This window comes from Bacillus mobilis (assembly GCF_001884045.1).
Classification (GTDB): domain Bacteria; phylum Bacillota; class Bacilli; order Bacillales; family Bacillaceae_G; genus Bacillus_A; species Bacillus_A mobilis.
In genome coordinates this window covers 366,431-391,391 of the sequence record NZ_MACF01000046.1, presented here as the reverse complement: position 1 = coordinate 391,391, position 24,961 = coordinate 366,431, and the positions used below count along the sequence as shown (strand labels likewise).

The 24,961-nt window shown below is 36.4% G+C and carries 24 protein-coding genes; 4 read left to right on the top strand and 20 right to left on the bottom strand.

Annotation, left to right across the window (positions count from 1 at the left end):
- Positions 1-28: 28 nt before the first annotated feature.
- The 12 genes from murB to panE all read right to left on the bottom strand — a co-directional run bounded on the left by murB (position 29) and on the right by panE (position 15,841).
- Positions 29-934 carry a UDP-N-acetylmuramate dehydrogenase gene (murB, locus tag BAQ44_RS07225; protein WP_071721354.1) on the bottom strand — a complete coding sequence of 302 codons (906 nt, stop codon included), beginning with the start codon at positions 932-934 and terminating at the stop codon, positions 29-31.
- Positions 935-995: 61 nt separating this feature from the next.
- On the bottom strand, positions 996-2,090 hold the full coding sequence (gene murG, locus BAQ44_RS07220) for an undecaprenyldiphospho-muramoylpentapeptide beta-N-acetylglucosaminyltransferase (RefSeq protein ID WP_061678246.1): 1,095 nt from the start codon (positions 2,088-2,090) through the stop codon (positions 996-998).
- A gap of 104 nt (positions 2,091-2,194) precedes the next feature.
- Entirely contained in the window at positions 2,195-3,286 is a 1,092-nt protein-coding gene (gene spoVE, locus BAQ44_RS07215; RefSeq protein WP_000753515.1) for a stage V sporulation protein E, read from the bottom strand.
- Positions 3,287-3,375: 89 nt separating this feature from the next.
- A complete protein-coding gene (gene murD, locus BAQ44_RS07210) occupies positions 3,376-4,728 on the bottom strand; it encodes a UDP-N-acetylmuramoyl-L-alanine--D-glutamate ligase (protein ID WP_071721352.1) in 1,353 nt (450 codons plus the stop codon).
- The gene (gene mraY / locus BAQ44_RS07205) at positions 4,729-5,703 is read right to left on the bottom strand and encodes a phospho-N-acetylmuramoyl-pentapeptide-transferase (RefSeq protein WP_000893058.1); all 975 of its coding nucleotides are present in this window, start codon (positions 5,701-5,703) and stop codon (positions 4,729-4,731) included.
- 22 nt (positions 5,704-5,725) lie between these two features.
- A complete protein-coding gene (murE, locus tag BAQ44_RS07200; RefSeq protein WP_061678248.1) occupies positions 5,726-7,201 on the bottom strand; it encodes a UDP-N-acetylmuramoyl-L-alanyl-D-glutamate--2,6-diaminopimelate ligase in 1,476 nt (491 codons plus the stop codon).
- A 207-nt stretch (positions 7,202-7,408) separates the two neighbouring features.
- Positions 7,409-9,325 carry a stage V sporulation protein D gene (locus tag BAQ44_RS07195; RefSeq protein WP_061678249.1) on the bottom strand — a complete coding sequence of 639 codons (1,917 nt, stop codon included), beginning with the start codon at positions 9,323-9,325 and terminating at the stop codon, positions 7,409-7,411.
- A gap of 81 nt (positions 9,326-9,406) precedes the next feature.
- A complete protein-coding gene (locus tag BAQ44_RS07190; protein WP_084669479.1) occupies positions 9,407-11,554 on the bottom strand; it encodes a penicillin-binding protein in 2,148 nt (715 codons plus the stop codon).
- A gap of 21 nt (positions 11,555-11,575) precedes the next feature.
- Complete coding sequence (gene ftsL / locus BAQ44_RS07185; protein WP_000067081.1) at positions 11,576-11,938, bottom strand: cell division protein FtsL; 363 nt, start codon at positions 11,936-11,938, stop codon at positions 11,576-11,578.
- Positions 11,939-11,953: 15 nt separating this feature from the next.
- Positions 11,954-12,886: a 16S rRNA (cytosine(1402)-N(4))-methyltransferase RsmH gene (rsmH, locus tag BAQ44_RS07180; RefSeq protein WP_061678251.1), complete on the bottom strand. Its 933-nt coding sequence runs from the start codon at positions 12,884-12,886 to the stop codon at positions 11,954-11,956.
- Positions 12,887-13,254: 368 nt separating this feature from the next.
- Positions 13,255-14,871: a bacillithiol biosynthesis cysteine-adding enzyme BshC gene (gene bshC, locus BAQ44_RS07175; protein ID WP_071721348.1), complete on the bottom strand. Its 1,617-nt coding sequence runs from the start codon at positions 14,869-14,871 to the stop codon at positions 13,255-13,257.
- 79 nt (positions 14,872-14,950) lie between these two features.
- On the bottom strand, positions 14,951-15,841 hold the full coding sequence (gene panE / locus BAQ44_RS07170) for a 2-dehydropantoate 2-reductase (protein ID WP_084669478.1): 891 nt from the start codon (positions 15,839-15,841) through the stop codon (positions 14,951-14,953).
- Between the two features lie 374 nt (positions 15,842-16,215).
- Between panE and BAQ44_RS07165 the strand changes: the two genes are divergently transcribed.
- Complete coding sequence (locus BAQ44_RS07165) at positions 16,216-16,689, top strand: N-acetyltransferase (RefSeq protein ID WP_061678253.1); 474 nt, start codon at positions 16,216-16,218, stop codon at positions 16,687-16,689.
- A gap of 35 nt (positions 16,690-16,724) precedes the next feature.
- Here the strand turns inward: BAQ44_RS07165 and BAQ44_RS07160 are convergent, their stop codons facing one another.
- From BAQ44_RS07160 to BAQ44_RS07150, 3 genes are all read right to left on the bottom strand, one after another.
- On the bottom strand, positions 16,725-17,231 hold the full coding sequence (locus BAQ44_RS07160; protein WP_071721346.1) for an RsfA family transcriptional regulator: 507 nt from the start codon (positions 17,229-17,231) through the stop codon (positions 16,725-16,727).
- A 130-nt stretch (positions 17,232-17,361) separates the two neighbouring features.
- Positions 17,362-17,535, bottom strand: coding sequence for a 50S ribosomal protein L32 (gene rpmF / locus BAQ44_RS07155; protein ID WP_001984764.1), 174 nt, complete (start codon positions 17,533-17,535; stop codon positions 17,362-17,364).
- Positions 17,536-17,596: 61 nt separating this feature from the next.
- On the bottom strand, positions 17,597-18,097 hold the full coding sequence (locus BAQ44_RS07150; protein WP_061678255.1) for a YceD family protein: 501 nt from the start codon (positions 18,095-18,097) through the stop codon (positions 17,597-17,599).
- A 153-nt stretch (positions 18,098-18,250) separates the two neighbouring features.
- On the opposite strand from BAQ44_RS07150, the gene BAQ44_RS07145 reads away from it, so the two are divergent.
- Positions 18,251-19,492 carry a nucleotidyltransferase gene (locus tag BAQ44_RS07145; RefSeq protein WP_169833822.1) on the top strand — a complete coding sequence of 414 codons (1,242 nt, stop codon included), beginning with the start codon at positions 18,251-18,253 and terminating at the stop codon, positions 19,490-19,492.
- A gap of 25 nt (positions 19,493-19,517) precedes the next feature.
- Here BAQ44_RS07145 and BAQ44_RS07140 read toward each other — a convergent pair whose 3' ends face one another.
- Together BAQ44_RS07140 and BAQ44_RS07135 are read right to left on the bottom strand one after the other, a co-directional pair.
- Entirely contained in the window at positions 19,518-20,543 is a 1,026-nt protein-coding gene (locus tag BAQ44_RS07140; protein WP_061678257.1) for a SepM family pheromone-processing serine protease, read from the bottom strand.
- On the bottom strand, positions 20,536-21,327 hold the full coding sequence (locus BAQ44_RS07135) for a patatin-like phospholipase family protein (RefSeq protein WP_061678258.1): 792 nt from the start codon (positions 21,325-21,327) through the stop codon (positions 20,536-20,538). The genes BAQ44_RS07140 and BAQ44_RS07135 overlap by 8 nt, the downstream gene beginning before the upstream one ends.
- Positions 21,328-21,440: 113 nt before the next feature.
- Between BAQ44_RS07135 and ylbJ the strand changes: the two genes are divergently transcribed.
- The gene (gene ylbJ, locus BAQ44_RS07130; RefSeq protein ID WP_063260455.1) at positions 21,441-22,670 is read left to right on the top strand and encodes a dipicolinic acid transporter SpoVV; all 1,230 of its coding nucleotides are present in this window, start codon (positions 21,441-21,443) and stop codon (positions 22,668-22,670) included.
- Here ylbJ and coaD read toward each other — a convergent pair.
- Entirely contained in the window at positions 22,662-23,153 is a 492-nt protein-coding gene (gene coaD / locus BAQ44_RS07125; RefSeq protein ID WP_000200598.1) for a pantetheine-phosphate adenylyltransferase, read from the bottom strand. The two genes, ylbJ and coaD, sit on opposite strands and share 9 nt — an antisense overlap.
- A complete protein-coding gene (rsmD, locus tag BAQ44_RS07120) occupies positions 23,150-23,716 on the bottom strand; it encodes a 16S rRNA (guanine(966)-N(2))-methyltransferase RsmD (RefSeq protein WP_001266982.1) in 567 nt (188 codons plus the stop codon). Before rsmD ends, coaD begins: the two co-directional genes overlap by 4 nt.
- Before the next feature lie 507 nt (positions 23,717-24,223).
- On the opposite strand from rsmD, the gene BAQ44_RS07115 reads away from it, so the two are divergent.
- A complete protein-coding gene (locus tag BAQ44_RS07115) occupies positions 24,224-24,613 on the top strand; it encodes a DUF7147 family protein (protein WP_000616014.1) in 390 nt (129 codons plus the stop codon).
- 53 nt (positions 24,614-24,666) lie between these two features.
- Here BAQ44_RS07115 and BAQ44_RS07110 read toward each other — a convergent pair whose 3' ends face one another.
- Positions 24,667-24,933: a YlbG family protein gene (locus BAQ44_RS07110; protein WP_061678315.1), complete on the bottom strand. Its 267-nt coding sequence runs from the start codon at positions 24,931-24,933 to the stop codon at positions 24,667-24,669.
- Positions 24,934-24,961: the final 28 nt, after the last annotated feature.

Below are 24,961 nucleotides of genomic sequence, written 5' to 3'. Positions count from 1 at the left end.
AAATGATAATGAGCGGAACGAATAACCGTTATCTTCCAATGATTTCTACTTCTGTATGCATTTCTACGCCAAATTTATCCTTGATTGTTTGTTTTATGAATGCAATTAAAGATAAGACATCTTGCGCACTGGCTCCCCCAGTATTAATAATAAAATTCCCATGCATTTCAGAAATTTGAGCTCCGCCTATTTGATAACCACGAAGCCCCGCCTTTTCTATTAAGTTTCCTGCAAAGTATGGGATTGGGTTCCGAAATATACTTCCTGCACAAGGATGATTCCACGGCTGTGTTTCACGGCGGTAGTCTTTATTCTTTTGCATGACACTTACGATTCCTTCACGCTCTCCTACCTGCAATTGAAACTCAGCTTCCAAAACAATACCAGGACGTTTCGTTTGCAATACAGAAGTACGATAGGAAAACCCCATTTCTTCATGCGTTAACCAATCAATTGTTCCGTTTTCAAACAAAATAAGAGCTTTTGATAATATGTTTGATATATCCGATTGATGTGCTCCTGCATTCATATACACTGCACCACCAACACTTCCTGGAATACCACTGGCAAATTCCAGACCGGATAACCCTTGACGACTAAGTAAAGTTGATAATTTAATAAGGGGATACCCACCACCAACTCTTACTCTATGTTTTTCGACTTCTAAGTGGTCTAATCCTTCTCCTAAACGAATAACGACACCTTCTATACCTAAATCAGATACAAGAAGGTTCGAACCGCGACCAATTACTGTCCACTTTGTTTTATATTTTTTTACTAACTGCAACGTTTTTTCAATACCGGCAACATGCTTTGGCACAATTAAAATATCAGCTGGTCCACCTATTTTCATAGTGGTATAACGCGCTAACGCTTCATTCACTAACACGCGACCAACTTTTGCTTCTATAAGCTCATTTACTAATTGCTCCATAAACAATCTCCCCCATACTAATTATCCTTATTACAGTAGTATGCAGGGCGTTCACCTAACGTTATTTTTTTACAAGCTTATTCATTACTTCATACAGCTTATTTGCTGCATCTGGAATACCTAATTGTGCCGCAGCCAGCTTCATATTTTGTAATGTTTGTGCATCTAATAAAATTTCATCAATATCACGAATAAGCGTTTCTGCTGTTAAATCTTTTTCAAGTAACATTTTTGCTGCTCCTTTATCGACAACAGAACGCGCATTTTTTTCCTGATGGTTATTTGTTACGTAAGGACTCGGAATTAACACACTTGGCTTACCTAGCGCTGTTAATTCTGCAAGTGTTGTTGCCCCCGCTCTTGAAACAACAAGGTCTACACCTGTAAGTACCTCTGGCATATTATGAATGAAAGGTTTAATAATAACATTATTCGGATTCCCTTTTTGCTTCACAGCTTCCATCACTTTATCATAATGAACTTCACCGGTTACATACAATATTTCGTAACTTTTATTTCCAAACTGTTCAATTGCCTCAACGAAAGCATCGTTAATTGGTCTAGCCCCACGGCTTCCACCAAAAATAAGTACGGACTTTTTAGGAAGAGATAAACCTACGGAACGTTTTCCTTTCATTCCATTCTGATCCATTACTTCTGATGCTCGTGGATTTCCTGTCATTACCACTTTTGACTGTGGAAAATGTTCTGCAGCCGCTTCAAAACAAACTGCAACTTTATCAACATAGCGGCTTAAAAATTTATTCGTTACACCAGGTACACTATTTTGTTCATGTACAATAGTTGGAATACCTAATTTTGCCGCAGCATATACAACTGGTCCACATACATATCCACCCGTTCCAATCACAATATCCGGATTAAAACGACGAATATATCGTTTACTATCTTGTACACCCTTTAGGAAACGCATCACCGTTTTCACATTATCTAACGATATTTTACGCTTAAATCCACTTATAACAATAGATTGAAACGGTATACCTGCTTTTGGAACGATTGTGCTCTCTAATCCACTCTCCGTACCAATATATAAAAACCTTGCTTCCGGATTTAATTTTTTTATTTCTCTTATTAAAGCAAGAGCCGGATAAATATGACCTCCAGTGCCCCCACCACTTACTAATACACGCACTACTAACTCCTCCGCTTCTCTTTTCTGATTTCAGTCGTATTTATTTCTATATACATCATGTTTCTTCTTGCACATACGAAAAACCCTGTCTTATAAAACAGGGTTTAGTAGCGAGAATGGCGACTTATATTTAATAATACACCTACTGCCATTAACATTAATGTCAAACTTGATCCACCATAACTTAAAAACGGCAAAGTAATACCCGTAACAGGCATCAATCCTGTTACAACACCAACATTAATCATTACTTGAATCGCAATCATCGCCACAATACCTACTGCTAAAAACGTACCATATAAATCTGGCGCTCCTAAAGCTATACGAATCCCACGCCATAATAACAGACTAAATAATAATAACACAAATGAACCACCAATAAAACCTAATTCCTCAGATAAGATTGCAAATATAAAGTCTGTTTGTGGTTCAGGTAAATAAAGAAACTTTTGTCTACTTTGTCCAAGTCCGAGCCCGAATAATCCACCAGGTCCAATTGCGAGTAACGATTGAATAATTTGAAATCCACTTCCAAGCGGATCTGACCACGGATCTAAATATGATGTAATACGTTTCATCCGATACGGTGCTGATGCAATTAGCCCTACAAATCCTGCTACACCAAGCAAACCAAACATTGCAAAGTGAAAGACCCTTGCTCCCGAGACAAATATCATGATGATACATGTCCCAACCATTACCGTTCCTGTCCCAAGATCTGGCTGTAACATAATCATTCCAAAAGCAAGAAATACAAAACCTAGTGCTGGTAGTAAGCCACGTTTAAAAGAGGTAATTAATTTTTGTCGTTCCGCTAAAAACTTCGCTAAAAAAATAATCATCGCAAACTTCATAAATTCTGACGGTTGAATGGAAAATGCCCCGATTCCAATCCAACTTCGCGCTCCTCCTCGAACAAGTCCTACTCCAGGAATAAGAACAAGAATAAGAAGAATGAAGCAAACTAGCAAAATTACTTTTGAATACGTACGCCACACCCAATAATCAATCTTCATAATAAAAAACATAGCCACTACACCTAGACTTGCAAATAGTAATTGCCTTTTTGCAAAAAAGAATGAATCCCCCATTTTATAAGAGGCCCAAACCGCACTCGCACTATACACCATAATCATTCCGATTGTTAACAACGCAAGTGTAACGATGATGAGAATAAAATCAGGCGTTTTCTTCATTACCCATAAACACCACCTCTTTAGGCAGAAACTTTTGCCTATGTAACAAAACATCAGTAGGTGTTAGCCTACTGATGTTTTGATTTACTTTATATAAGTTTATGCACAGCTTGTATAAAAATGTCTCCTCTTTCTTCAAATGTTTTAAATTGATCCCAGCTTGCACATGCTGGAGAAAGAAGGATTACATCGCCATCTGTAGAATGAGCATAAGCTTTCACTACAGCTTCATCTAAAGTATCGACACTTTCAATTGTATCTAATCCCGCTTTTTCTGCAGCTCTTACTAATTTTGGAGCTGTTTGTCCAAATGTCACAATTGCTTTTACATTTTTGAAATACGGAATTAAATCATCGAATTCATTTCCACGATCAAGCCCACCTGCTAATAACACAATCGGTTGTGTAAACGCAGATAAAGCTTTCTCAGTCGCTAACATATTCGTTGCTTTTGAGTCATTATAAACCTTACGATTGTTAATAGTTGTTACATATTCTAAACGATGTTTTACACCTGTAAAACGTTTTAACACCGCCGTAATCGCTTCATTAGAAACACCCAATAATTTTGCGATACTCATCGCTGCTAAAATATTTTCTAAATTATGTTGACCAGGTAAAACGATATCGCCTAATTCAACAACTTTTTCACCTTTAAAATAAAGAGCATTCTCTTTTATACACGCACCATCTTCAATTTCTTTCGTTGTCGAGAATAGTACTTTTTGCCCTTTACTATAAGCAGATAAAGCCATCACATCTGCATCATCTGCATTTATTACACTATAATCATTTTCTGTTTGGTTTTTAAAGATATTTGCTTTTGCTAAACCATATTCCTTCTTCGTCCCGTGATAATCTAAGTGGGCCTCAAATAAATTTAAAAACGCAGCAATTTTAGGTTGGAACAATTCTACTCCCATCAATTGGAAAGATGAAAGTTCTGTAACTACAACTTCATTTTCTTTTGCATCCTGTGCTACTTCACACGCTACAGTTCCAATGTTCCCTGCAATTACAGGATGCTTTTGTCCTTCTTTTAGCATTTCAAATGTAAGCATTGTCGTCGTCGTTTTACCGTTAGACCCCGTAATCCCAACAAATGGAGCTTCTGAAATACGATATGCTAATTCCACTTCCGTAACAATCGGAATTTGCTTTTCTTTCGCAGCTACTAATATTGGATTAGAATACGGGATTCCTGGATTTTTTACTACAAGAGAAATATTTCTCTCTAACAATTCTAAAGGATGACCACCGCATACAACGTCCATTCCTTTTGCTTGTAATTCTGCAGCAAGTACATTATCCGCTAAAGGCTTTCCGTCATTTACAATAACATTTGCCCCTAATTTTTGTAACAGCGTCGCTGCTGCATAACCACTTTTTGCAATGCCTAATACAAGAATATTTTTATTTTGAAATTCAGTTACAGTTTTCAATTACATCCACACCCCGATATAAATTCCTAACACAGCTAATAAAAATCCTACAGACCAAAACGTCACAACAACACGCCACTCTGACCAACCACATAATTCATAATGATGGTGTAATGGACTCATTTTAAAGACACGTTTTCCTGTTGTTTTAAAAGAAATGACCTGAATAATAACAGATAAAGTTTCCATTACGAATACTCCACCAATGATTACAAGTAGTAATTCTTGTTTTAATAAAATCGCTACAGCTGCAATGGCTCCACCTAAAGCTAAAGAACCTGTATCTCCCATAAACACTTTCGCTGGATTTGCATTGAATACTAAAAATCCAAGTACAGCTCCTACAACTGCCATACAGAATATAGCTACTCCAAATTGCTCTTGTGCGACTGCAATAATACTAAACGCTCCAAATGCAATAGCAGCTGTTCCTGATAATAAACCATCTAAACCGTCAGTTAAGTTAACTGCATTTGATCCACCAATAAGCATAAATAATACAAGTACAAAATACGCCCAACCTAGTTCAAACTTAACGTCTGTTCCCGGAATCATGATGTATGTGTGGAACGCTTGCCCTTTTCCAATTAAAAAGAACGCAATAGCAATAACAAGCTGACCTACTAGTTTTTGTTTTGATGTTAAACCAAGATTTCTCTTCTTAACTACCTTTATGTAGTCATCTAAAAATCCAATTAATCCGTAGCCAAAAGTCACTAATAATAATAACGAAACCTCTGCACCTAAATGATTAAATTTAATTGCCATAATAAGTGAAGTTACCATCATAGATACGTATATGACAATACCACCCATTGTCGGTGTCCCTGATTTTTTTTGATGTGACTTTGGTCCCTCATCACGAATACTCTGTCCGAACTTTAATTTCCTTAAAAATGGAATAAACAATGGCGAAAGGGCAACAGAAATTAAGAATGCTACCCCAGCCGTTACTAATAAACCTTGCTCAAGCACATGTAGTCCTCCTCTCACGTTGTTACTCTTCGTTGTTTAAACGCTCTGTAATTGCTTCTTTAGCGACTTCACGATCGTCAAAATGATGAACATCTTTACCAATAATTTGATACGTTTCATGACCCTTACCAGCAATAATGATGATATCTTCAGCTTTCGCGTTAGCAATTGCATGGTATATCGCTTCTTTTCTATCAATAATTACTTCATAATTATTCCCATTTGCACCCTGCACCATATCATCTAAAATAGCCCCCGGCTCTTCACTTCTTGGGTTATCTGAAGTGTAAATTGCGTGAGTTGCATATTTTGTTGCAACACTTGCCATGATTGGTCTTTTTGTTCGATCTCTATCTCCGCCACAACCGACGATACAATATACATCGCCTTTTGCAAACTGTTTTGCTGTTTTTAATACATTCTCTAAGCTATCTGGTGTATGTGCATAATCAACAATAACTGTATAATTTTGTCCACCATCAACTACTTCAAAACGTCCCGGAACTCCAGCTAGTTGCTTGATTACATCAATAACCGTTTCTAAACTTACACCAGAAACAAGTCCTGCCGCTGTTGCCGCTAATACGTTATATACATTAAATTTCCCAATCAATTTCATCGTAACATTTACACTTTCATACGGTGTGACAAGCGTAAATGTAGTTCCACCACTCGTCATAACGATATCTTTGGCCATAATATCACTTGTTGTATCAATTCCATACGTTACAACAGTCGCCGCAGTACTTCTCATATATTCCGGAGTTACAGCATCATCGTTATTCAGTACCGCGTACTTTTCACGATTATGATTATAACTATTGCCAAGTTGTGCAAATAGCAACCCTTTTGCATGTTTATATTCTTCCATCGTTTTATGATAGTCTAAATGATCTTGTGTTAAATTTGTAAACACTGCTACATCGTAATCACATCCGTGTACACGACCAAGATCTAAAGCATGTGACGAAACTTCCATTACTGTACTATCTACACCGTGCTCAACCATTTTTGAAAATGTCTGTTGAAGTGTTAGTGCATCTGGTGTTGTATTTTTCACCTCAAATGTTTCATCACCGATTTTCATATTAATCGTTCCAATTAACCCCGTTTTATGACCATGTGCGCGCATAATCTCATCCATAATATGCGATGTTGTTGTCTTTCCATTTGTACCTGTAATTCCGATTAAATGTAACTTGTGTGTTGGTTGACCATAAAAATAATCAGCTAAAATCGCTAACGAACGAAAAGTGTTTTTCACAAGTACAACTGGAACGTCAACATCAATTGGTCTTTCCGCAACAATAGCAGCCGCTCCTTGTGCCGCTGCTTGCTTAGCAAAATCATGGCTATCAACCGTATATCCTTTCATACATATAAATAAGCTTCCCTCTTTCACTTTACGTGAATCAGCTTCTATAGATGTGATTTCTGGATTTTCTTTTGGAACAACTGGAAAATCATGCAAACATGATACAAGTGTATGCAACTTCATTTCACTAAACCCTCTCTACATTGTGTATTTATCTCTTTTTTAATAAGCAACACGTTACCTCCTAAATATGTAAAATAGGAGGTAAGTGCTACTGTGTCTAATAAATAGACTTATTTATAATTGAAACTCTTACGGTCTCAAATTAAGTAACTCTTCTATAAAGAACTCACTTCCACCAATTGTACCATAAAACGTACTAGGTTACCTTTAATTCCCGAAGTAAATTCTAATTTTTGAGCCCTCTTTTACTTTAGCTCCTGCTTCTGGGGATTGTTTAATAACTTTATCTCCGTCTCCGCTTATATCAAGCTTCAAATCGACGAGTTGCGTCTGTAAATCTTTCTTTTTCATACCAATTAAATTCGGAACTTCCACAGTTGGTATATCGCCCCATTTATATTCTCTCTCAACTTGTTCTGTTCTCGGTTTCACGCCCATAACAGGAAGTGCATCACGAAGAATGTTCCCAACAATTGGCGCTGCTACCACTCCACCAAATTGCGTTACACCTTTCGGATTATCAACAGCAACATAAACAACAATTTCCGGATCGTCCGCTGGAGCAAAGCCGATAAAAGATACTATATAATTATTCTCTAAATATTTACCATCTTTCACTTTTTGAGCCGTACCTGTTTTTCCACCTACACGATAGCCATCAATGAAAGCACCTTTACCAGATCCCTTTGCTACAACATTCTCTAATGCATACCGAACTTTTTCTGAAGTTTCCTTGGAAATAACTTTTCTTTTTTCCACAGGTGTCTTTTTGCTTACAACTTGATTGTTCTTCGGATCAATAAATTCCTTAGCTATATACGGCTGGTACAATGTTCCACCATTCACAGCCGCTGCTACTGCCGCTACTTGTTGAATTGGCGTAACAGAAACACCTTGACCGAATGAAGTTGTCGCTTGCTCGACTGGACCGACTTTATCTAAATTAAATAAAATCCCACTACCTTCACCTTGCAAATCAATTCCGGTTTTCTGTCCAAAGCCGAAATTACGAATATATTTAAACAATCGGTCTTTACCAAGACGATCACCAAGTTCAATAAATCCTGGGTTACATGAGTTTTGAACTACTTCTAAAAACGTTTGGCTACCATGGCCTCCTGCTTTCCAGCATTTCAATCTAGCTCCACCCACTTCAGCTGCTCCATCATCATAAAACGTATCTTTCTCTAAGTCTACTAAATTTTCATTCAAGGCTGCTGCTAACGTAATGATCTTAAACGTTGAACCAGGCTCATACGTACTCCATACTGGTAAATTTCTATTATACACTTCTGGAGAAACACTTTGAAAATCTGCTGGATCAAAGCTCGGCCGACTCGACATACCTAAAATTTCACCATTTTTCGGATTCATTGCAATCGCAATCATACCATCTGGATTATATGTCGACTCTGCAATATTCATTTCTCTTTCCATAATTCTATTAATACGTGCATCAATTGTTAAACCTAAATTCAAACCAGCTTCTGGTTTTTTGAAATCATCACCAACATTAGGCATCCTTTGTCCTTTTGCATCTGCAAAAAAACGCACATGACCGTCATCACCATTTAACTCTTTATCATAATATTTTTCTAGTCCCATAAGACCTTGGTTATCACTACCTGCAAACCCTAATACGTGTGATAAAAAGTTGCCAAATGGATAGTACCGGATCGAGTCCTCTGCGATATAAACACCTTTCAAACTTAAACCTCGTACCTCTTTCGCTTTATCATGTGATATTTTCCTTCCGCCTTTATCTAACCTTACAATTGATTCTTTTTTTGTAATTCTTTTATAAATCTCATCTTTTTCCACACCTAATACTGCAGCTAACTTCTCTGCAGTCTCTGCTGGTTTTTCAATTTGCCTCGGTACAACAAAGACAGTTGGGGCACTTTTATTCGTAGCAAGTTCCACACCATTTCGGTCTAAAATTTTACCACGTTCAGGTTCAAAAGTAATATTACGACTCCACGAATCCTTCGCACGATCTGTTAACATATTGCCAAGAAAAAATTGCACATATCCAAGACGAATATCGATGATAGTGAAAATAAGTATACCTGATATAAGTATAAAAATAAGTCGTTTTCTAACCGTTACATTTGATACACGCATATTGGAACAAGCCTCCCTTACGCCTAGCTTGTTCCAATATATGCTTGTACTTATTTAATTAGAACTTCTTCTATTTTACCATTACGGTTTTTCTGCTTCTTGTTGTGGTTCAAGTGGCGGTATAAGTGTTACACCTAACTCTGTACCAGGTTGCAACAATGTTCCTTCTGGCACACTTTGTTCGGTTACGTACCCTGTACCAGTAGGTTTTAAGTTAAGCTTTAATGTTTTTGCTAAATTCATAACATCACGAAGCGCCCAACCTTGTATATTTGGCATTGTAGGTTTATCTCCTACTAAGAAGACTCGGTCACCCTTCAATGTTTGTTCAGTCGCTTTCGGTACTTGCTGCTGCACTTTCCCTTCACCTAATACGATTGGACGAAGTTTTGCTTTATCAATAGCTTTTTTCGCTTCTTCCATCGTTTTTCCGGTTACATCTGGAACAGCAGTTTGCTGCTCTTTCACATATTTCTTCGGATCTTTCACTTCATTAGGCTTAATCTTTAAATACTCTAAACTATTCTTCGTTACATATTTAAAAATATCAGCTAAAGGTTGTGCGCCACTCTCATCATCTTTCAATTTCGGTTGTTTAACAGCTACATATACAACAAGTTGCGGATCATCCATAGGTGCCATACCTAAGAACGAGAATATATAATTCTCTCTCCCTGTCATATAGCCACCTTTTCCATCCGGAATTTGCGCTGTTCCTGTTTTACCACCAACTGAATAACCATCGACTTTATAAGCAGTTCCTGTTCCTTTCGGCGATGTAACAACACGTTCTAATAACTGTCTTACTTGCGCTGCTGTTTCTTTTGTAACAGGTTTTCCCACTTCTTCTGGCTTATGTTCTAATTTTACTTCGCCTGTTATTGGATTTACAATTTTATCAACTGTATAAGGTTTCATCATTTTCCCATCATTTGCAATAGCAGTTGCAGCTTGCACAAGCTGAATTGGCGTTACAGTAGAACCTTGTCCAAATGCTGTTGTAACTTGCTGTATTTGCTGATCGAATATAATTGTATTTGAACCTTCACCAGGTAAATCAATGTTCGTTTTTTCATCTAATCCAAAGCTATGAATATACTTTCGGAAACGTTCTGGACCAAGTTTTTGATCCCCTAAAATTGCAAACGCTACGTTTGAAGAACGCTCTACCCCTTCATCAAATGTGATAGATCCCCATCCAGCGCCGCCGTTATGATCTTTTATTTTTCGGTTGCCGACTTGATATGTACCAGACTGATAATAATCTTGCCCTTTATACACACCTTCATTAATAGCTGCTGCTAGCGTGAATATTTTCATTGTTGACCCAGGTTCAAATGCATTTGCAATTGCGTCATTATAAAAGTACTTATTATTCTCTTGGTTCGGATCATAACTAGGCTTACTAGACATCCCTAGTATTTTCCCTGTTTTTGGATCCGCAACAATCCCTATTAAACTTTCTGGTTCATAATGTTTACTCGCTTCTTTCATTGCGTCTTCTAAATAACTTTGAATACGCTGGTCAAGCGTTAAATATACATTATCTCCATTTTTAGGTGCCTTTACATTCACTTTTCCGCCGTCAAGAGATACACCTCTACGATCGCCTGTATAAGCTACTTCTCCGTTAGAAGCTCCTAAATACTTATCCAAACTCTTTTCTAAACCAAATTGTCCTATAGCAATCCCCTTATCATCAGGTCTCGCATGACCTACGACATAAGATGCGAAATCACCGTTTGGATATACTCTGGCATTTTCAGTAATAAAAGATATACCTGGCATTTTTAATGCTTCTATTTGATCTTTCTGTTCTTTCGTCAAGCCCCTACCTAATTTCCCGAATTCCACTTGACTTTTATCTTTATTTAACGCAGCTAAAATATCCTCTTCGCCTTTTCCAAGTACTCCTGCAATTTTCTTTGCAGTGTCCTCTTTATTCTCAACCGGCTTCGCACCTTTTAATTCCGCTACAAGTTTATAAGAGTTTGCATCTTGCGCTAATACATGACCATTTTGGTCATAAATCGTTCCTCGATTTGCTTCGAGAACTCCTGCTTTACTATGTTTTTGCTGAGCGAGTTTATCCAAATCTTGATTATGCACTGTTCCTGTTGCTTGTATGTAGAAAAATCGGGCTAATAATAGCAAAAAGAGCAGGAGGAATAAAATCATAAAGTACCCTGCTCCCTTATTGGTATGAAATTTAGTCATATTTCTCTTCATTTTCCCTTCACACCTATTGCCTTATTTGAGGCCCTTCACATTATTCGCATTAATTTCTAGCCCGTGTTTTTTTGCAACTTCAGCGATTCGTTCATAGCGACTTAACTTCTCTACTTCAGCCTGTAACTCTTGATTCTCTTTTTGCTGCTGCACAATCTTTTGTTCTATCGTCGCTGCTTCTACATTAACTTGATAAAGGCCTGCTTTATTTCCAATAAACGCTACACAGGCATACAATAAAAAGCCAATAAATGCTACATACAACAGTTTTTCGATTCTTGTAATCTTCGCTTTAGCTTTTGGCTGAACCATTTGCTGTGGGGGCGTTTGAATCTGTACCTCTTCTTGCGCTTGTTGTTTGTACTTTACAGCTAAGTTACTCATACCTCTCTCCCCTTTTTATCGTTTTTCAGCGATTCTCAATTTCGCAGAACGCGCTCGATTATTTTCTTCTAACTCTATATCAGAAGGTAAAATCGGTTTTCTTGTAATAAGCTTTAATTTCGGCTTAAATTCGTCAGGAATAATCGGTAATCCTGGTGGCAATTGTGGAGTTGTACTATTTCGCTTAAACGTCGTTTTACAAATACGGTCTTCTAAAGAATGGAATGTTATAACACTAACTCTTCCGCCTGGCTTGACCATCTCAATTGCAGATTCCAACGCTTCTTCAAATACTTTCAATTCATCATTTACGGCAATACGGATTGCTTGGAACACTCGCTTCGCAGGATGTCCACCCGTTCTACGAGCAGGAGCTGGGATACCCTCTTTAATTAGTTCTACTAATTCCGCTGTCGTTTCAATAGCTTTATTCTCACGGTATGCTTCAATTTTCCTAGCTATTTGTTTTGAAAATTTCTCTTCACCATACTGGAAGAAAATTCTTACAAGTTGCTCATATGACCAGCTGTTTACAACATCATATGCTGTTAAGGGGGCATCTTGATCCATTCGCATATCTAACGGTGCATCATGATGATAACTAAAGCCACGCTCTGGTGTATCTAATTGCGGGGATGAAACACCTAAATCAAATAAAATACCGTCTACTTCTGTTATACCTAATTCCTGTAGTTTTTCAGATAAATAACGGAAATTACTTTTTACTGTTATGAACTGCTCACCGTATGAAGAAAACTTTTCTTTCGCATTTTGAATCGCTATCTCATCTTGATCAAACGCGATTAATTTTCCACCTTCAGTTAATTGGGATAATAAATAAGAACTATGTCCTCCTCCCCCCAGTGTACAATCTACATATGTACCACCTGGCTTTATATCTAAGCCGTCTACTGTTTCCTTTAAAAGCACTGTTACGTGTTTAAACATTGTTGCACCTACTCTTTTTTCAATTAATTATGTTGAATGCATCTCTTCCCCTAAACGCACATTTCACGATTAGAGAACGAAATACTATGAAAGAACGACTCATTTAACTTGCCTACAAAGGCAGCATACTATACAAATCGCTATTTTCTTTTATTATATACTAAATTTTATCATCTTTTGCGGGAATTTAAATAAAAAACTGTCGAAAAAGATAATAATACGTTTACATTTTGTGCTATTTTGTCATATATTTAAGTATCCTGCATAATTACGATATCCATTATTTTTAAATTAATAATTCAGAAAAATTTCACTTCACAGTAAATTCAACGGAACAAAAATAAAATCCTGCTCCTAAGAGCAAGATTCTATAGTTTTATAACATGATGTTTTCCATCCCAAGAAAACGGGTTTTCCATTACACGATCAACAAAATCCAAACCGAACTGATTTAAATAGTAACATACACTCCACACACGCTCTTGCGGCGCCCCTAATGGACGAAGCGCAAATTGTATGCGACGGAATTTATTTAACTGCACTTCATGTTTTTTCTCAACATTTCTTTTCAACATTCTTTCCAACAGTTCAATTTGTTCATTAATTTTGAATTCATTTTTCCCTGCAAACGTACTTAATCCAGGATCTATTTTCTTCACAAACTGTTGCAATGACGTATGGATATCAATGATTTCTTTTTTCGCCTCTACAAATCGATCATCTATCGGTTCCTCTATTTGATTAGATAACCAGTTTTCACGCAGCGTATCCACGTTATTTAAAAACGGATCACTGTCTTGCAATTGTAAATCGTGTAAATCTGTCGCAATATCCCTCTCTATATAAGTGATTGTAATACGCGGAACGACAGGTGGCATTCGGAAACCGATAGTATGGAAGACTTGTTGTAATTCACTCCAGTAAGCTAATTCCCCTGGCCCTCCAATAAACGCGAGCGTAGGAAATACATACTCTTGCATAAGAGGGCGCGTTACGACATTATTACTAAAGCGTTCCGGGCTTCTCTCCATCTCTTCCATCAATTCCTCATACGAAAAGGAATACGCTCCATCCTTCCCAACGAACTTTCCTTGATTATCTTCAAGTAACACTCGCTCGTTATCAATTTCCATGAATATATGCACTGCATTATACTTTGTTTCAATAATCGGTTTATATCCTAATTCTTTAATTACTTCCTGTTGGTTATGAAGCCCCTCTTGCACTTCTTTATACTTACCTATAATTCGCTTGAAAAACGGCACTTCTAATTTTCTTAATTCAGGATGATGCGAATCGACAAGAATTAAACCAGAATTCACGAACATTTTCATAATAAGATGGCCAAAGAAATCTACATACGTATTCGATTTCCCCAAAGAATCATCAATAAATTGCAATACATCCTTTGTAAAATTCGTTTCAGGGTATGTTTTGAAAATTTCTTCAATCCACTTTCTACAGTCTTCCAAAGAAAGCTCAGACTCTGAAGCACTCGCTTTTTTCGGATTACGATCATGAAAAATAGTCTTTTTTATTTTTTTATTCTTCGTTACAAAAGTATGATTAATTTCATCCATATCATGGTCTTCACCAGCAATCCAGAAAACAGGAACAACTTTAACACCTAAACTTTCTTCCTTTTCTCTGGCAAGCTGTAAAACTGAAATAATTTTATGAATTGTATAAAGTGGTCCAGTTAATAACCCAGCTTGTTGTCCAGCTATAACAACATATGTATTTTCATCTCCAAGCGCTTTTACATTTTGAATCGTAGCTTCTCCCGCTTGTAATTTTGTATTATATTCTAATAAATGCGCTACTAAATCTTGGCGGAAAAACTCCCTCTCACGCAAATCATGTACACGCTGCTTAAAAGCATCTTCTGTTAACATATAGTCAAAACACGACTGTATCTCTTTTTTACCGTTCATATAGTCCGCTACAACACCTTGTTGCGGAACAGAGATCTCTTTTATCTCCATATAATTCTTCCTTTCGTATCCTGTTCTCTCACCAATCCACATTGTAGTCAATGTTGCCCGTAAAAGCAAAGAATTACACTTATTCTTTTACTTCTAATCCTTTTATTGCATTGAACAAAAATTGAAGTGTTGGAACAGATCGTTGCTGTTTCTTAGCTTCTTCTATCACATATCCAACAATCGCACCAATTTCCGTTTGTCTATTCGCTCTGACATCCGCCAGCATAGATGATGTATTATGAGACGTTCTTTCACATACGCGGCGTACCATTTCCCATACCATTTCTTTTTCTTCTTTAACGAGAAAGACGACTTCCTGAAATACTTGTTCCATCAATCGATAAAAAAATGGGTTCGTAATCAACTCTCCGTTCTGAACTTGTAATAATGCTGTCAATGGATTGATACATACATTAACTACTAATTTTTTGTGCATAACATTCTTCCAATCATCTTCTATTTGAATCGGAAAATGAGGAAAAGGAAAACAATTAAATATTTTTTCAAACTGCATAGACTGGCCGTGCACGATTCCAAACTTCGTTACACCTATCCCTGTATGATAAACGATATGTTTTTCTTCTTTTTTCGCACCATGCTCTACAATCCCAACCGCAATATTTTCATTCCCGATTTGCTTCATAGCATGAAGATGCGACATTCCATTTTGCAAAAAGATTAATGAGGATTCCCCTCGCACAAAAGGCAGTATGTCAGTTATATGATATTGCTTAACAGCAATAAATATATAGTCTAGCTTCTGATCTAGCATACTTTCTATTGGTAAAACAGGCGGGAATACCGTTTCAGATTCCCCCTCCCTCATACAAGTTACACCCGTTACATTCAATTCCTCAGCCTGTTTAGCTGTCCTTGTAAACAACGTAACATTTTGCTTACTTTTTTGTAAATAAAATGCATACAATAGACCGATCGCTCCTGGTCCTACAATTCCGATTTTCATTTTCACACAAGGAACTCATATGAACACGTTACATAAGTCCCTTTTCCCTCCCCCTTTTCATCCCGCAAAAACCTGATTGGCGCGGAATCATAATTAACTACAGGTGAACAAATCCCACCGATTACAGTTTCACTTTATCTTCCTTAATTGCATGAATACAGTTTACAATTTCATTGCTCTTTGACAAACAAATGCAACCTCTTCTTCAATATGTATATACTACCTATTCATATACTTCTACTCTTAGTTTAGCAAATCCTCAAAAAAATAATAAAAGAAATATACTATAATCTTCATAAAAATAAAAAAATGAGTTATAATATTATTATAAATATTTTTACTTTTCTGCATTCAACGAGACAAGAAAAGGATGTGATGTTATGGGATTCCCAAAAGTTGAGCGCTTGCTCATCAATTATAAAACATTAGACGAGTTTAAAAAATTTAAAGGTTGCGGAGCTCAAGAACTATCCATGTTAGAAGAATTACAGGCAAATATTATTGAAAATGATAGTGAATCTCCATATTACGGTATTTATTATGGCGGATCACTAATTGCACGTATGAGTCTATATATGAAAAGAAACGGCGGGGAACCATTCGAAATTACAGGTACTTACCTAGAACTCTATAAACTTGAAGTATTACCAACTTTCCAAAAACAAGGATTCGGAGAAATGCTTGTAAATTATGCGAAGGGGCTACAGTTCCCAATTAAAACGATCGCACGTATCCATTCAGCTGGTTTTTGGGATAAATTAAATTTCCAGCCTGTATCAGTACCCGATGGTGATTTTTATGTTTGGAAACCAGAAACAAATTTGAATGCGGTTACAAATGAAGAGTCTGCATAAGAAATAAAAAAAACAGCTACATAGCAGCTGTTTTTTTATTTCTTTAACTTTTCTAACTTCCCATTCGAACGAACACTATTTCTTTCTGCTACCATTACACTTCTTTTTTGATCGATATAATCAAGCAATGTTCTATATTCTTCCTCATATACTGATAATCGCTCCAAAAGACTCTCTCTCTCTGTTTGTAACGATTCAATTTGCTGTTGCAACATCATTAAGGAGTTTTCATCTTTATAATTTTGCAAGAAATCAATAACATCATTCAAAGTAATTGACGTGGGCTCTAATACTTTCGTCTCTTTCACTTCATAATTTTCTACTTTACGTAGTTGCTTCGCTTCTTCGATACGTTCTTTGTATTGCTTCCTAACGTAAGAATTCCATCTAAATCCACATGCTGCTGGTGTACGAGATAAATGTCTTCCCACTTCTTTAAAGGCAGATAATTGCGTTCCACCTTCTTGAATATGCCGGAGTACTACTTCTGCCAGAAGCAAATCTTCATCATCAGTCCAAGCATCTTGTCTTGTTGTCGCCATCTCTCTAGTCCTCCCTATGCATTTTTTATTAAACATATGCAGTTACTAGAAAAGATAGAATACAACAAATGAAGAATAAGACAAAAAAAAAATAAACGTAGAAGATATCTTCTACGTTTATTTCCCGCAATTACTTGCTGATTACTTCTTTACCTTTGTAAGTACCGCATGCTTTACATACACGGTGAGCTAATTTCGCTTCACCACAGCTTGGGCACTCTACCATACCAGGTACTGATAATTTGAAATGCGTACGACGCTTTCTTTTTACTGTTTTAGAAGTTCTTCTAAAAGGTACAGCCATTCTTCCCACCTCCTTAAAAGAAATAGTTATTTTCATATGAAGGCCTAAACCAGTCTTCCGATTATTTGTCAAAAAACTTTGCAAGTCCTGCTAATCGTGGATCAACAGTCTTTTCTTTGTTTTCTTCCGAAATCACTTGCCAGTCTTGACCTTGCATCGGTGCTCCACCAGAAACATCATCACTGAAAATTTGCATTGGAATCTCCAAAAGTATATTTTCCTTGATTACGGGCAGTAAGTCAAGTACTTCTCCTTCTAAACAATGAATTTCAGCTTCAGTTTCAAATTCTTCTTGTGAAGTTTGGAACACCTCAGTTGTTTTAATGTCAAATGGTAATGTCACATCTACTAAAGAGCGAGAACATGGTAAAACCATGCTTCCAGTTATATGTAGATGGAACGTAAACTTACCGGAGCCAAAATCAACCCTTCCTGTTACATGAACAGGATTAATTTCACGAATATCTTTCTCGACCTCTTGTAGCTCACTTACATCTACCATCTCATCCAATGTCAATCCTTTATTTCTCAATTTATTCAATTGATGGATGGACCATTTCATATCATATCACCTCAAGGCAACAAACAAAATTATAGCTAGCCATTTTATATTTGTCAATGTTTTTTCTTTACACTATAATGAAGTCATCATAGTAAATAATATATAGAGTATCACGTTTTTCAAAAAGATGCTACATCGAAAGGAGAGATTACCATAAAAGCCAGTGGTATTGTTGTTGAATATAACCCTTTTCATAACGGTCATGATTATCATGTGCAACAAACAAAAAAGTTAACACACGCTGATATTACAATCGCTGTTATGAGTGGCCCTTTTTTACAGCGTGGTGAGCCAGCGCTCCTATCCAAATGGTATCGTACCAAAATGGCCTTATCATGCGGTGTAGACCTTGTTGTAGAGCTTCCATATGCCTTTTCAACACAAAAGGCTGAAACCTTTGCAAATGGTGCTATTTCCATTTTAAACGCTCTACACGTTTCTGAAATTTGTTTCGGTAGTGAAGATGGACAGATCGAAAATTTTCATAACACCATCTCTGTGCAAAAAAATGAAGAAGAGACTTTTAATCGTCTTGTAAAGCAATTTATGAATGCGGGTAACAGTTACGCAAAAGCTACATCTGACGCCTTCCTACACATTTTACCATCCGAAAAAAACATAGACATGTCACAACCGAATAACATATTAGGATTCCAATACATGAAATCAATTTTCTTACAAAATAGTTCTATACAAGCACAAACGATAAAAAGATTCGCATCTCATTATCATGATGAAACATTTAGCGATCAACATATTGCAAGCGCAACTAGTATTCGTAAGCAACTTTTTAGCGAAAATAGTTCTTTTGCAGAAATTAAACCTTTTATCCCAAAAGCGACTGCTTCTCTTTTAGCAAGTTACAAACAAAACTACGGGATTTTACATAATTGGGAACAATACTTTCCATTTTTTAAATACAAACTCATGACGATGTCTCCGGAAGACTTACGACATATATATGAAATAGAAGAAGGTTTAGAGCATCGTATTTTATCAAAAATACAAACCAGCTCCTCCTTCCATTCATTCATGGAAGCATTAAAAACGAAGCGTTATACGTGGACTAGATTACAAAGAGCTTGTACACACATTTTAACAAATACAACAAAAGAAGAAATACATAGCGCAAATATAGAGCAGCATGCACCGTACATTCGTCTACTAGGCATGTCACAAAAAGGACAAACTTACCTTTCAAAAAACAAGAAAAAAATAGAACTTCCCATCCTTACCCATACAAAAACATTTGACCATCCTATTTTACATATAGAGAGAAAAGCCAATTCTGTATATTTCTCCATCATGCAAGAACCATTACGAACACAACTACTAAAACAAGATGCAACACACCACCCAATTCGTTATGATGAATCAACTGCAAAATTTCTATAAAAAAACCTCTCTTTTTCAGAGAGGTTTATTTTTTCTCGCCCATTTTTTCCAAATACAGTAATGCATCATCCAGCGTATCTACTGGCACAACTTTCATTTTTGTTTTAATATCTTTCGCAGCCTCAAGTGCATCTTTATAATTCGATTTCTCCGCACCTTTTTCATTTGGCGCAAAGAACACTTCAGCACCAGCATCACTTGCAGCGACCACTTTTTGCTGAATACCACCAATCGGTCCAATTTCTCCCTTTTCATTAATCGTCCCTGTTCCAGCTATTTCATGCCCTCTTGTTAAATCATCTTCCACAAGTTGATTATATATTTCTAATGTAAACATTAGGCCTGCCGATGGTCCGCCTATTTCATGAGAATCAATTTTCACTTTCGGATCTACCACTAATTCTCTTTCCGTAACGATAGAAACCCCTATGCCAACGCGTCCATTTCCATTTGGGATGGTCTTTGCATTTAGATCTTCTTTTAACTGTTTTCCATTCCTCTTGTACTCAATATTTACTGTATCTCCTTCTTTTTTCCCTGTCATATATTCAATAAATTGCTCCGTCTTTTCAAAAGTTTTTCCGTCGACAGCTACGATAACATCTCCAAGTTTAAGCTTTCCTTCTGACGGCATCCCTTTCGCTACACCAGCAACCAATACACCTTTATTTTCAAAAGAAACAGTACGATTTGCACGTTTATAAGCATTATAGATGGCTGCATTTTGCGAATCTTTCATCGCATAATTTTGGCGAAATTGATATTCTTCATCACTTTCACCTTTTTGCAATATTTCTTCCGCTTTCGAAATATGTGTATATTTATTAAACTGTGCCGCTATTAAATTCACCACATTTGCTGGTCCCATTGAAACCGTAACAAGCATAAAATCACCAGATTCTTTCGTTCCACCCTCCACTTGAACGTATGGCTCTAATTTGGCCGCCATTCCTGGTTTTGTTACATAATAAGGTAAACGTACGTAAACAAGTAACATCGCCAATATAACCCCTATTAAAATTGCATATATAAACCGAAAACGCTTAAACATTATGTTTCTCCTTCCATTGCTCAATTAATAAAAAAATATTTGCAACATGTTTTTCAGCTTCTACTTCTCCAACTCGAATAATGTCTTCAATATTTGTAAAAGCACGTGAACTAAATTGTTCTACAGCTGGTCGCATCATTAAATCCGATGCAATTTGCCGATTCATCACAAGCTCATGTTGCATAATTTCAATACTCTGCATAATTACATCATAAATAGACGTAACCTCTCCATTCACTTTAATCGGGGATACATCAACAGCAATAACAATATCGGCACCTAACTCTTTCACAACCGATACTGGAATGCGATCAATCACTCCGCCATCCACCAATAATCGTCCATCTATTTTTTCTGGCACAAACACTCCAGGTACAGATATGCTAGCTCTCACCGCCTCTGCAACAGGACCACTTGTAAAAACTACTTTTTCCCCCTTCAAGATGTCAGTAGCCACAACAGCCGTCGGGATATCTAACTCTTCTAAATTTTTATTATATGTAAACATTTTAATCATATCTTTGACACGTTTTCCAGCAATAAATCCCATTTTCGGAACCGTAAAATCTAAATAATATTTCCTCTTAAAAACATTTGCCAGTTTATACAGCCTTTCAACGTTTGAGCTAGCTGCATAAAATGTACCAACTAATGCCCCCATACTACTTCCTGCAATCATATGAATCGGTATACCATTTTCCCTTAAAACTTTTATAACACCAATATGAGCAAATCCTTTTGCCCCCCCAGACCCAAGAGCTAAACCAATTTTCGGTTCTTTCATTTTTCTCACCCTTTATTTTTTTTCATTCCTTTTTTCATACTTATGGTCTAAATTCACCACGTATCCACGTATACTGAAATGAACGTTTTTGGGACAAAGGGGGATTTACTTACATGTATGAAAAATGGAAAACGGCTTTCCTTACCATATCAACATTGTTTTTAACCTTTTCTCTTGTACTCCACCCCCAAGCTGCTTTGCAAGCTTCCATTCGAGGGTTAAATATATGGTGGGAAGTTGTATTCCCTTCACTTTTACCGTTTTTCATCATTGCGGAACTTCTAATTAGTATTGGTGTTGTAAAATTTATAGGTGTTATATTAGAACCACTCATGCGACCACTTTTTCGCGTTCCAGGGATAGGCGGATTTGTCTGGGCAATGGGAATGGCTTCAGGATTCCCTGCTGGCGCCAAATTAAGCGCTAGACTGCGTAAAAGTAATCAGCTAACACAAATCGAAGCAGAGCGCCTCGTATCTTTTACAAACTCATCTAATCCACTCTTTATTTTTGGAGCTGTTTCTATCGGTTTTTTCAATAATCCGAAATTAGGAATCGTATTAGCTGCTGCACATTATTTAAGTAACTTTGCCGTCGGGTTATTGATGCGTTTTTACGGCAATAACAACGTTTCCACGAATGATAAACATACTACTAAAAAACGTCCTTTTCAAAACCCTTTTTCAATCCTACACGAGACACGCATGCAAGAAAAAAGACCAATAGGAAAATTACTTGGGGACGCTATCGTTTCTTCTATTCAAACGTTACTTATGATTGGTGGATTTATTATTTTATTCTCTGTTTTAAATAAAATGATTACTGTATTCCATATTACAGCAGCACTTTCTTTTATTATGCAACATATTTTATCATTCTTCCAACTAACTACAGAATTTAGCCTTCCGATATTATCAGGCATTTTTGAAATGACACTCGGAAGCCAAATGATTAGTCAAGTAAATGAAACACCCCTCCTGCAGCAAGCTATGGTAACAAGCTTTATTTTAGCATTTAGCGGCCTTTCTATTCAGGCACAAGTTGCTAGCATATTAGCTGAAACAGACATCCGATTTAAGCCCTATTTTTTCGCGCGAATTATTCAAAGTATTCTTGCTCCTATTTTCACTCTTATATTTTGGAAACCATTTTATGAAAAAGTAACATCTTTTTCACCCATGCAAAAAGATATCCCCGTATTTTTACCAAATCATTCTTCTATATTGCATGAAATTTGGACATCCTTTGTGCATTATGGACCGATATTCACATTATTTTGTTTATATGTATATGTTATCTTATTATTTTTTCGTAGCAACAAAGAAAAACCCCGTTCACTTTAACGGGGTTTGAAACTTTTCTTTTAAAGCACGTTCTACAACAGGAGGTACAAGATCTACTACGCTTCCGCCATATCTCGCAACTTCTTTCACAATGCTCGAGCTTAAAAATGAATATTGATTGTTTGTCATAATAAAAAATGTTTCAATATTTTCATCTAATTTTCGATTCATAGAAGTAATTTGCATCTCATATTCAAAATCAGAAACCGCTCGTAACCCACGTAAAATCGCGTTTGCATTACGCATTTTCGCATACTCCACTAATAGTCCACTATGTGAATCTACCTTTACATTCGGGATATCCTTTGTTGCTTCTCGAATTAAATCTAAGCGCTCTTCAACTGAAAAGAACGGTTTTTTTGACGAGTTGTTTAAAACTACTACGTATACCTCATCAAATACTTTTGCTCCCCTTTTAATAATATCCAGATGCCCAAGGGTAATTGGATCAAAACTTCCCGAAGAAATAGCTATACTAGTCATTCCGTCCCCTCACCTTCATACTTATAAATCGATATTGCTGTAATCCCATAATTTTCAGCTCTTACTTTTACAAGTCTCCCTATAGACTCAGGTAAAACCACATCATTACCATGCTCTGACATAATTAATCCATCTCTATGTAACAATCCATGTTGATCCATCACACTAATTAAAGATACAATTTTTTGATCTTTATATGGAGGATCAATTAATATAAGATCGAATGATATTTCACGTTTTATAAGAGCCTTTACCGCACGTTCTGCATCATTTCGATATACTTCAGCTTGTTCCTGTATGCGACAACTTTCTAAATTTTGATGGATTACCTTTATCGCTTTATTATCTCGATCAACAAAGATTGCTTTATCAATCCCTCTACTTATAGCCTCAATTCCAAGACCACCACTACCGCCAAATAAATCAAGAGCGGTACCACCATCAAAATAAGGGCCTATCATATTAAAAATTGATTCTTTTACTTTATCTGTCGTTGGACGTGTTGTATTACCTGGCACCGCTTTAAGTGGATGCCCTTTACATTTTCCTGAAACTACTCTCATCTGTTGTCACTACCTTTATTTCAATCTATCGAGCAATTATAGAAAGCCCTTCTCCATTCAGTAACCGCTACCAAACTATACGATTCCATTCATCTTTCAACGAACACTAGAAGAACTTAGCTTAAAATAACCGCTCTGCATTTTTATGTATTCATTTCACTATTCGCTAACACGAACTATTCATTTCACTTTACCTTTTTTATCCTATCATAAAATAAAAAAAAGAAAAATAAAAAGCCAAACATAAAATTTAATTTCATGATGTATATCTTCATTTAGATTGGACATAAATAATTATAACAACATCACCTTCGATGTTGTTGCCAACCGCGGAGAAGACTTACGTTTCCCCATAAGTTCTTCCTCCGGTTTCTCCTCTCCCTTTGCCTTCTTACTAGTACAAGCTAGTATAAGAAGGGCCCTGCTTTGCAGGGTTTTTTTTCTTTGTCTACTTTTCATTTAAAAAATGAGATGGTACAGTAAGTAAAAGAAAGAGGAGGAAAAAATATGATTCAACGCTTTATAGAACTCGGAGAAGGCTACTCTGATTTATATGAATTACTTGAAATTGCCAAATCAAATCAAGAACGTATAACACATATGTTACAATTTGAAACGATTAAAAATGAAAAAAAAGTGTGCTCACTTGTTGTAATATTAAAACCAACTACTACTGGTGATTTCCAACCATTATACATATGTCGTGAAGGCATTCCTGTACTTGAAAATAAAAAAAGTAAACGCGTCATTTTATTTGAAGAAACAGCTGAACAACTAGGAAAAAAAGTAACTACCTTTACGGTAAAACCATCCACAACTTTCCCAGAAAAAGAACTATTCTTCAATCATTTAATTGGTATTTTACGAATGAATAATTTCATTCCTCCAATGAAATAACACTTTATTTCAAATAAAAAATCCCCCGCTAAAATTAGCAAGGGATTTTTTTATTAGCTATAATCGTATTCTTTTGCCCGATCAGGACGTGAATTTTCAAATTCCGTTTTTAAATACGGGCGGTACGACGGTTCTATCTTTTTCACAAAAGGAAGTTTGTTCAACTTTTGCATCATATGCTCAATTTGTTCCATATCACAATATACTACTGCGTATTTTAAGCGTTTTGATATGTAATGTATGTTACCATATTTCCTTAAAATCTTGGCATGTTTCAATGAATGTAAATAAACAATCATACTTTGTCGTTGCCCGAACATAATCTTCTCCATCTTCTCCTTTTAAAAA

Coding starts and splice junctions, on each gene's coding strand:
- murB (WP_071721354.1), bottom strand. CDS start 934: ATGGAGCAATTAGTAAATGAGCTTATAGAAGCAAAAGTTGGTCGCGTG.
- spoVE (WP_000753515.1), bottom strand. CDS start 3,286: ATGAAGAAAACGCCTGATTTTATTCTCATCATCGTTACACTTGCGTTG.
- murE (WP_061678248.1), bottom strand. CDS start 7,201: ATGAAGTTGCATACACTTGTATCATGTTTGCATGATTTTCCAGTTGTT.
- BAQ44_RS07195 (WP_061678249.1), bottom strand. CDS start 9,325: ATGCGTGTATCAAATGTAACGGTTAGAAAACGACTTATTTTTATACTT.
- BAQ44_RS07190 (WP_084669479.1), bottom strand. CDS start 11,554: ATGAAGAGAAATATGACTAAATTTCATACCAATAAGGGAGCAGGGTAC.
- ftsL (WP_000067081.1), bottom strand. CDS start 11,938: ATGAGTAACTTAGCTGTAAAGTACAAACAACAAGCGCAAGAAGAGGTA.
- rsmH (WP_061678251.1), bottom strand. CDS start 12,886: ATGTTTAAACACGTAACAGTGCTTTTAAAGGAAACAGTAGACGGCTTA.
- bshC (WP_071721348.1), bottom strand. CDS start 14,871: ATGGAGATAAAAGAGATCTCTGTTCCGCAACAAGGTGTTGTAGCGGAC.
- BAQ44_RS07165 (WP_061678253.1), top strand. CDS start 16,216: ATGGGATTCCCAAAAGTTGAGCGCTTGCTCATCAATTATAAAACATTA.
- BAQ44_RS07160 (WP_071721346.1), bottom strand. CDS start 17,231: ATGGCGACAACAAGACAAGATGCTTGGACTGATGATGAAGATTTGCTT.
- rpmF (WP_001984764.1), bottom strand. CDS start 17,535: ATGGCTGTACCTTTTAGAAGAACTTCTAAAACAGTAAAAAGAAAGCGT.
- BAQ44_RS07150 (WP_061678255.1), bottom strand. CDS start 18,097: ATGAAATGGTCCATCCATCAATTGAATAAATTGAGAAATAAAGGATTG.
- BAQ44_RS07140 (WP_061678257.1), bottom strand. CDS start 20,543: ATGTTTAAGCGTTTTCGGTTTATATATGCAATTTTAATAGGGGTTATA.
- BAQ44_RS07135 (WP_061678258.1), bottom strand. CDS start 21,327: ATGAAAGAACCGAAAATTGGTTTAGCTCTTGGGTCTGGGGGGGCAAAA.
- ylbJ (WP_063260455.1), top strand. CDS start 21,441: ATGTATGAAAAATGGAAAACGGCTTTCCTTACCATATCAACATTGTTT.
- coaD (WP_000200598.1), bottom strand. CDS start 23,153: ATGACTAGTATAGCTATTTCTTCGGGAAGTTTTGATCCAATTACCCTT.
- rsmD (WP_001266982.1), bottom strand. CDS start 23,716: ATGAGAGTAGTTTCAGGAAAATGTAAAGGGCATCCACTTAAAGCGGTG.
- BAQ44_RS07115 (WP_000616014.1), top strand. CDS start 24,224: ATGATTCAACGCTTTATAGAACTCGGAGAAGGCTACTCTGATTTATAT.
- BAQ44_RS07110 (WP_061678315.1), bottom strand. CDS start 24,933: ATGTTCGGGCAACGACAAAGTATGATTGTTTATTTACATTCATTGAAA.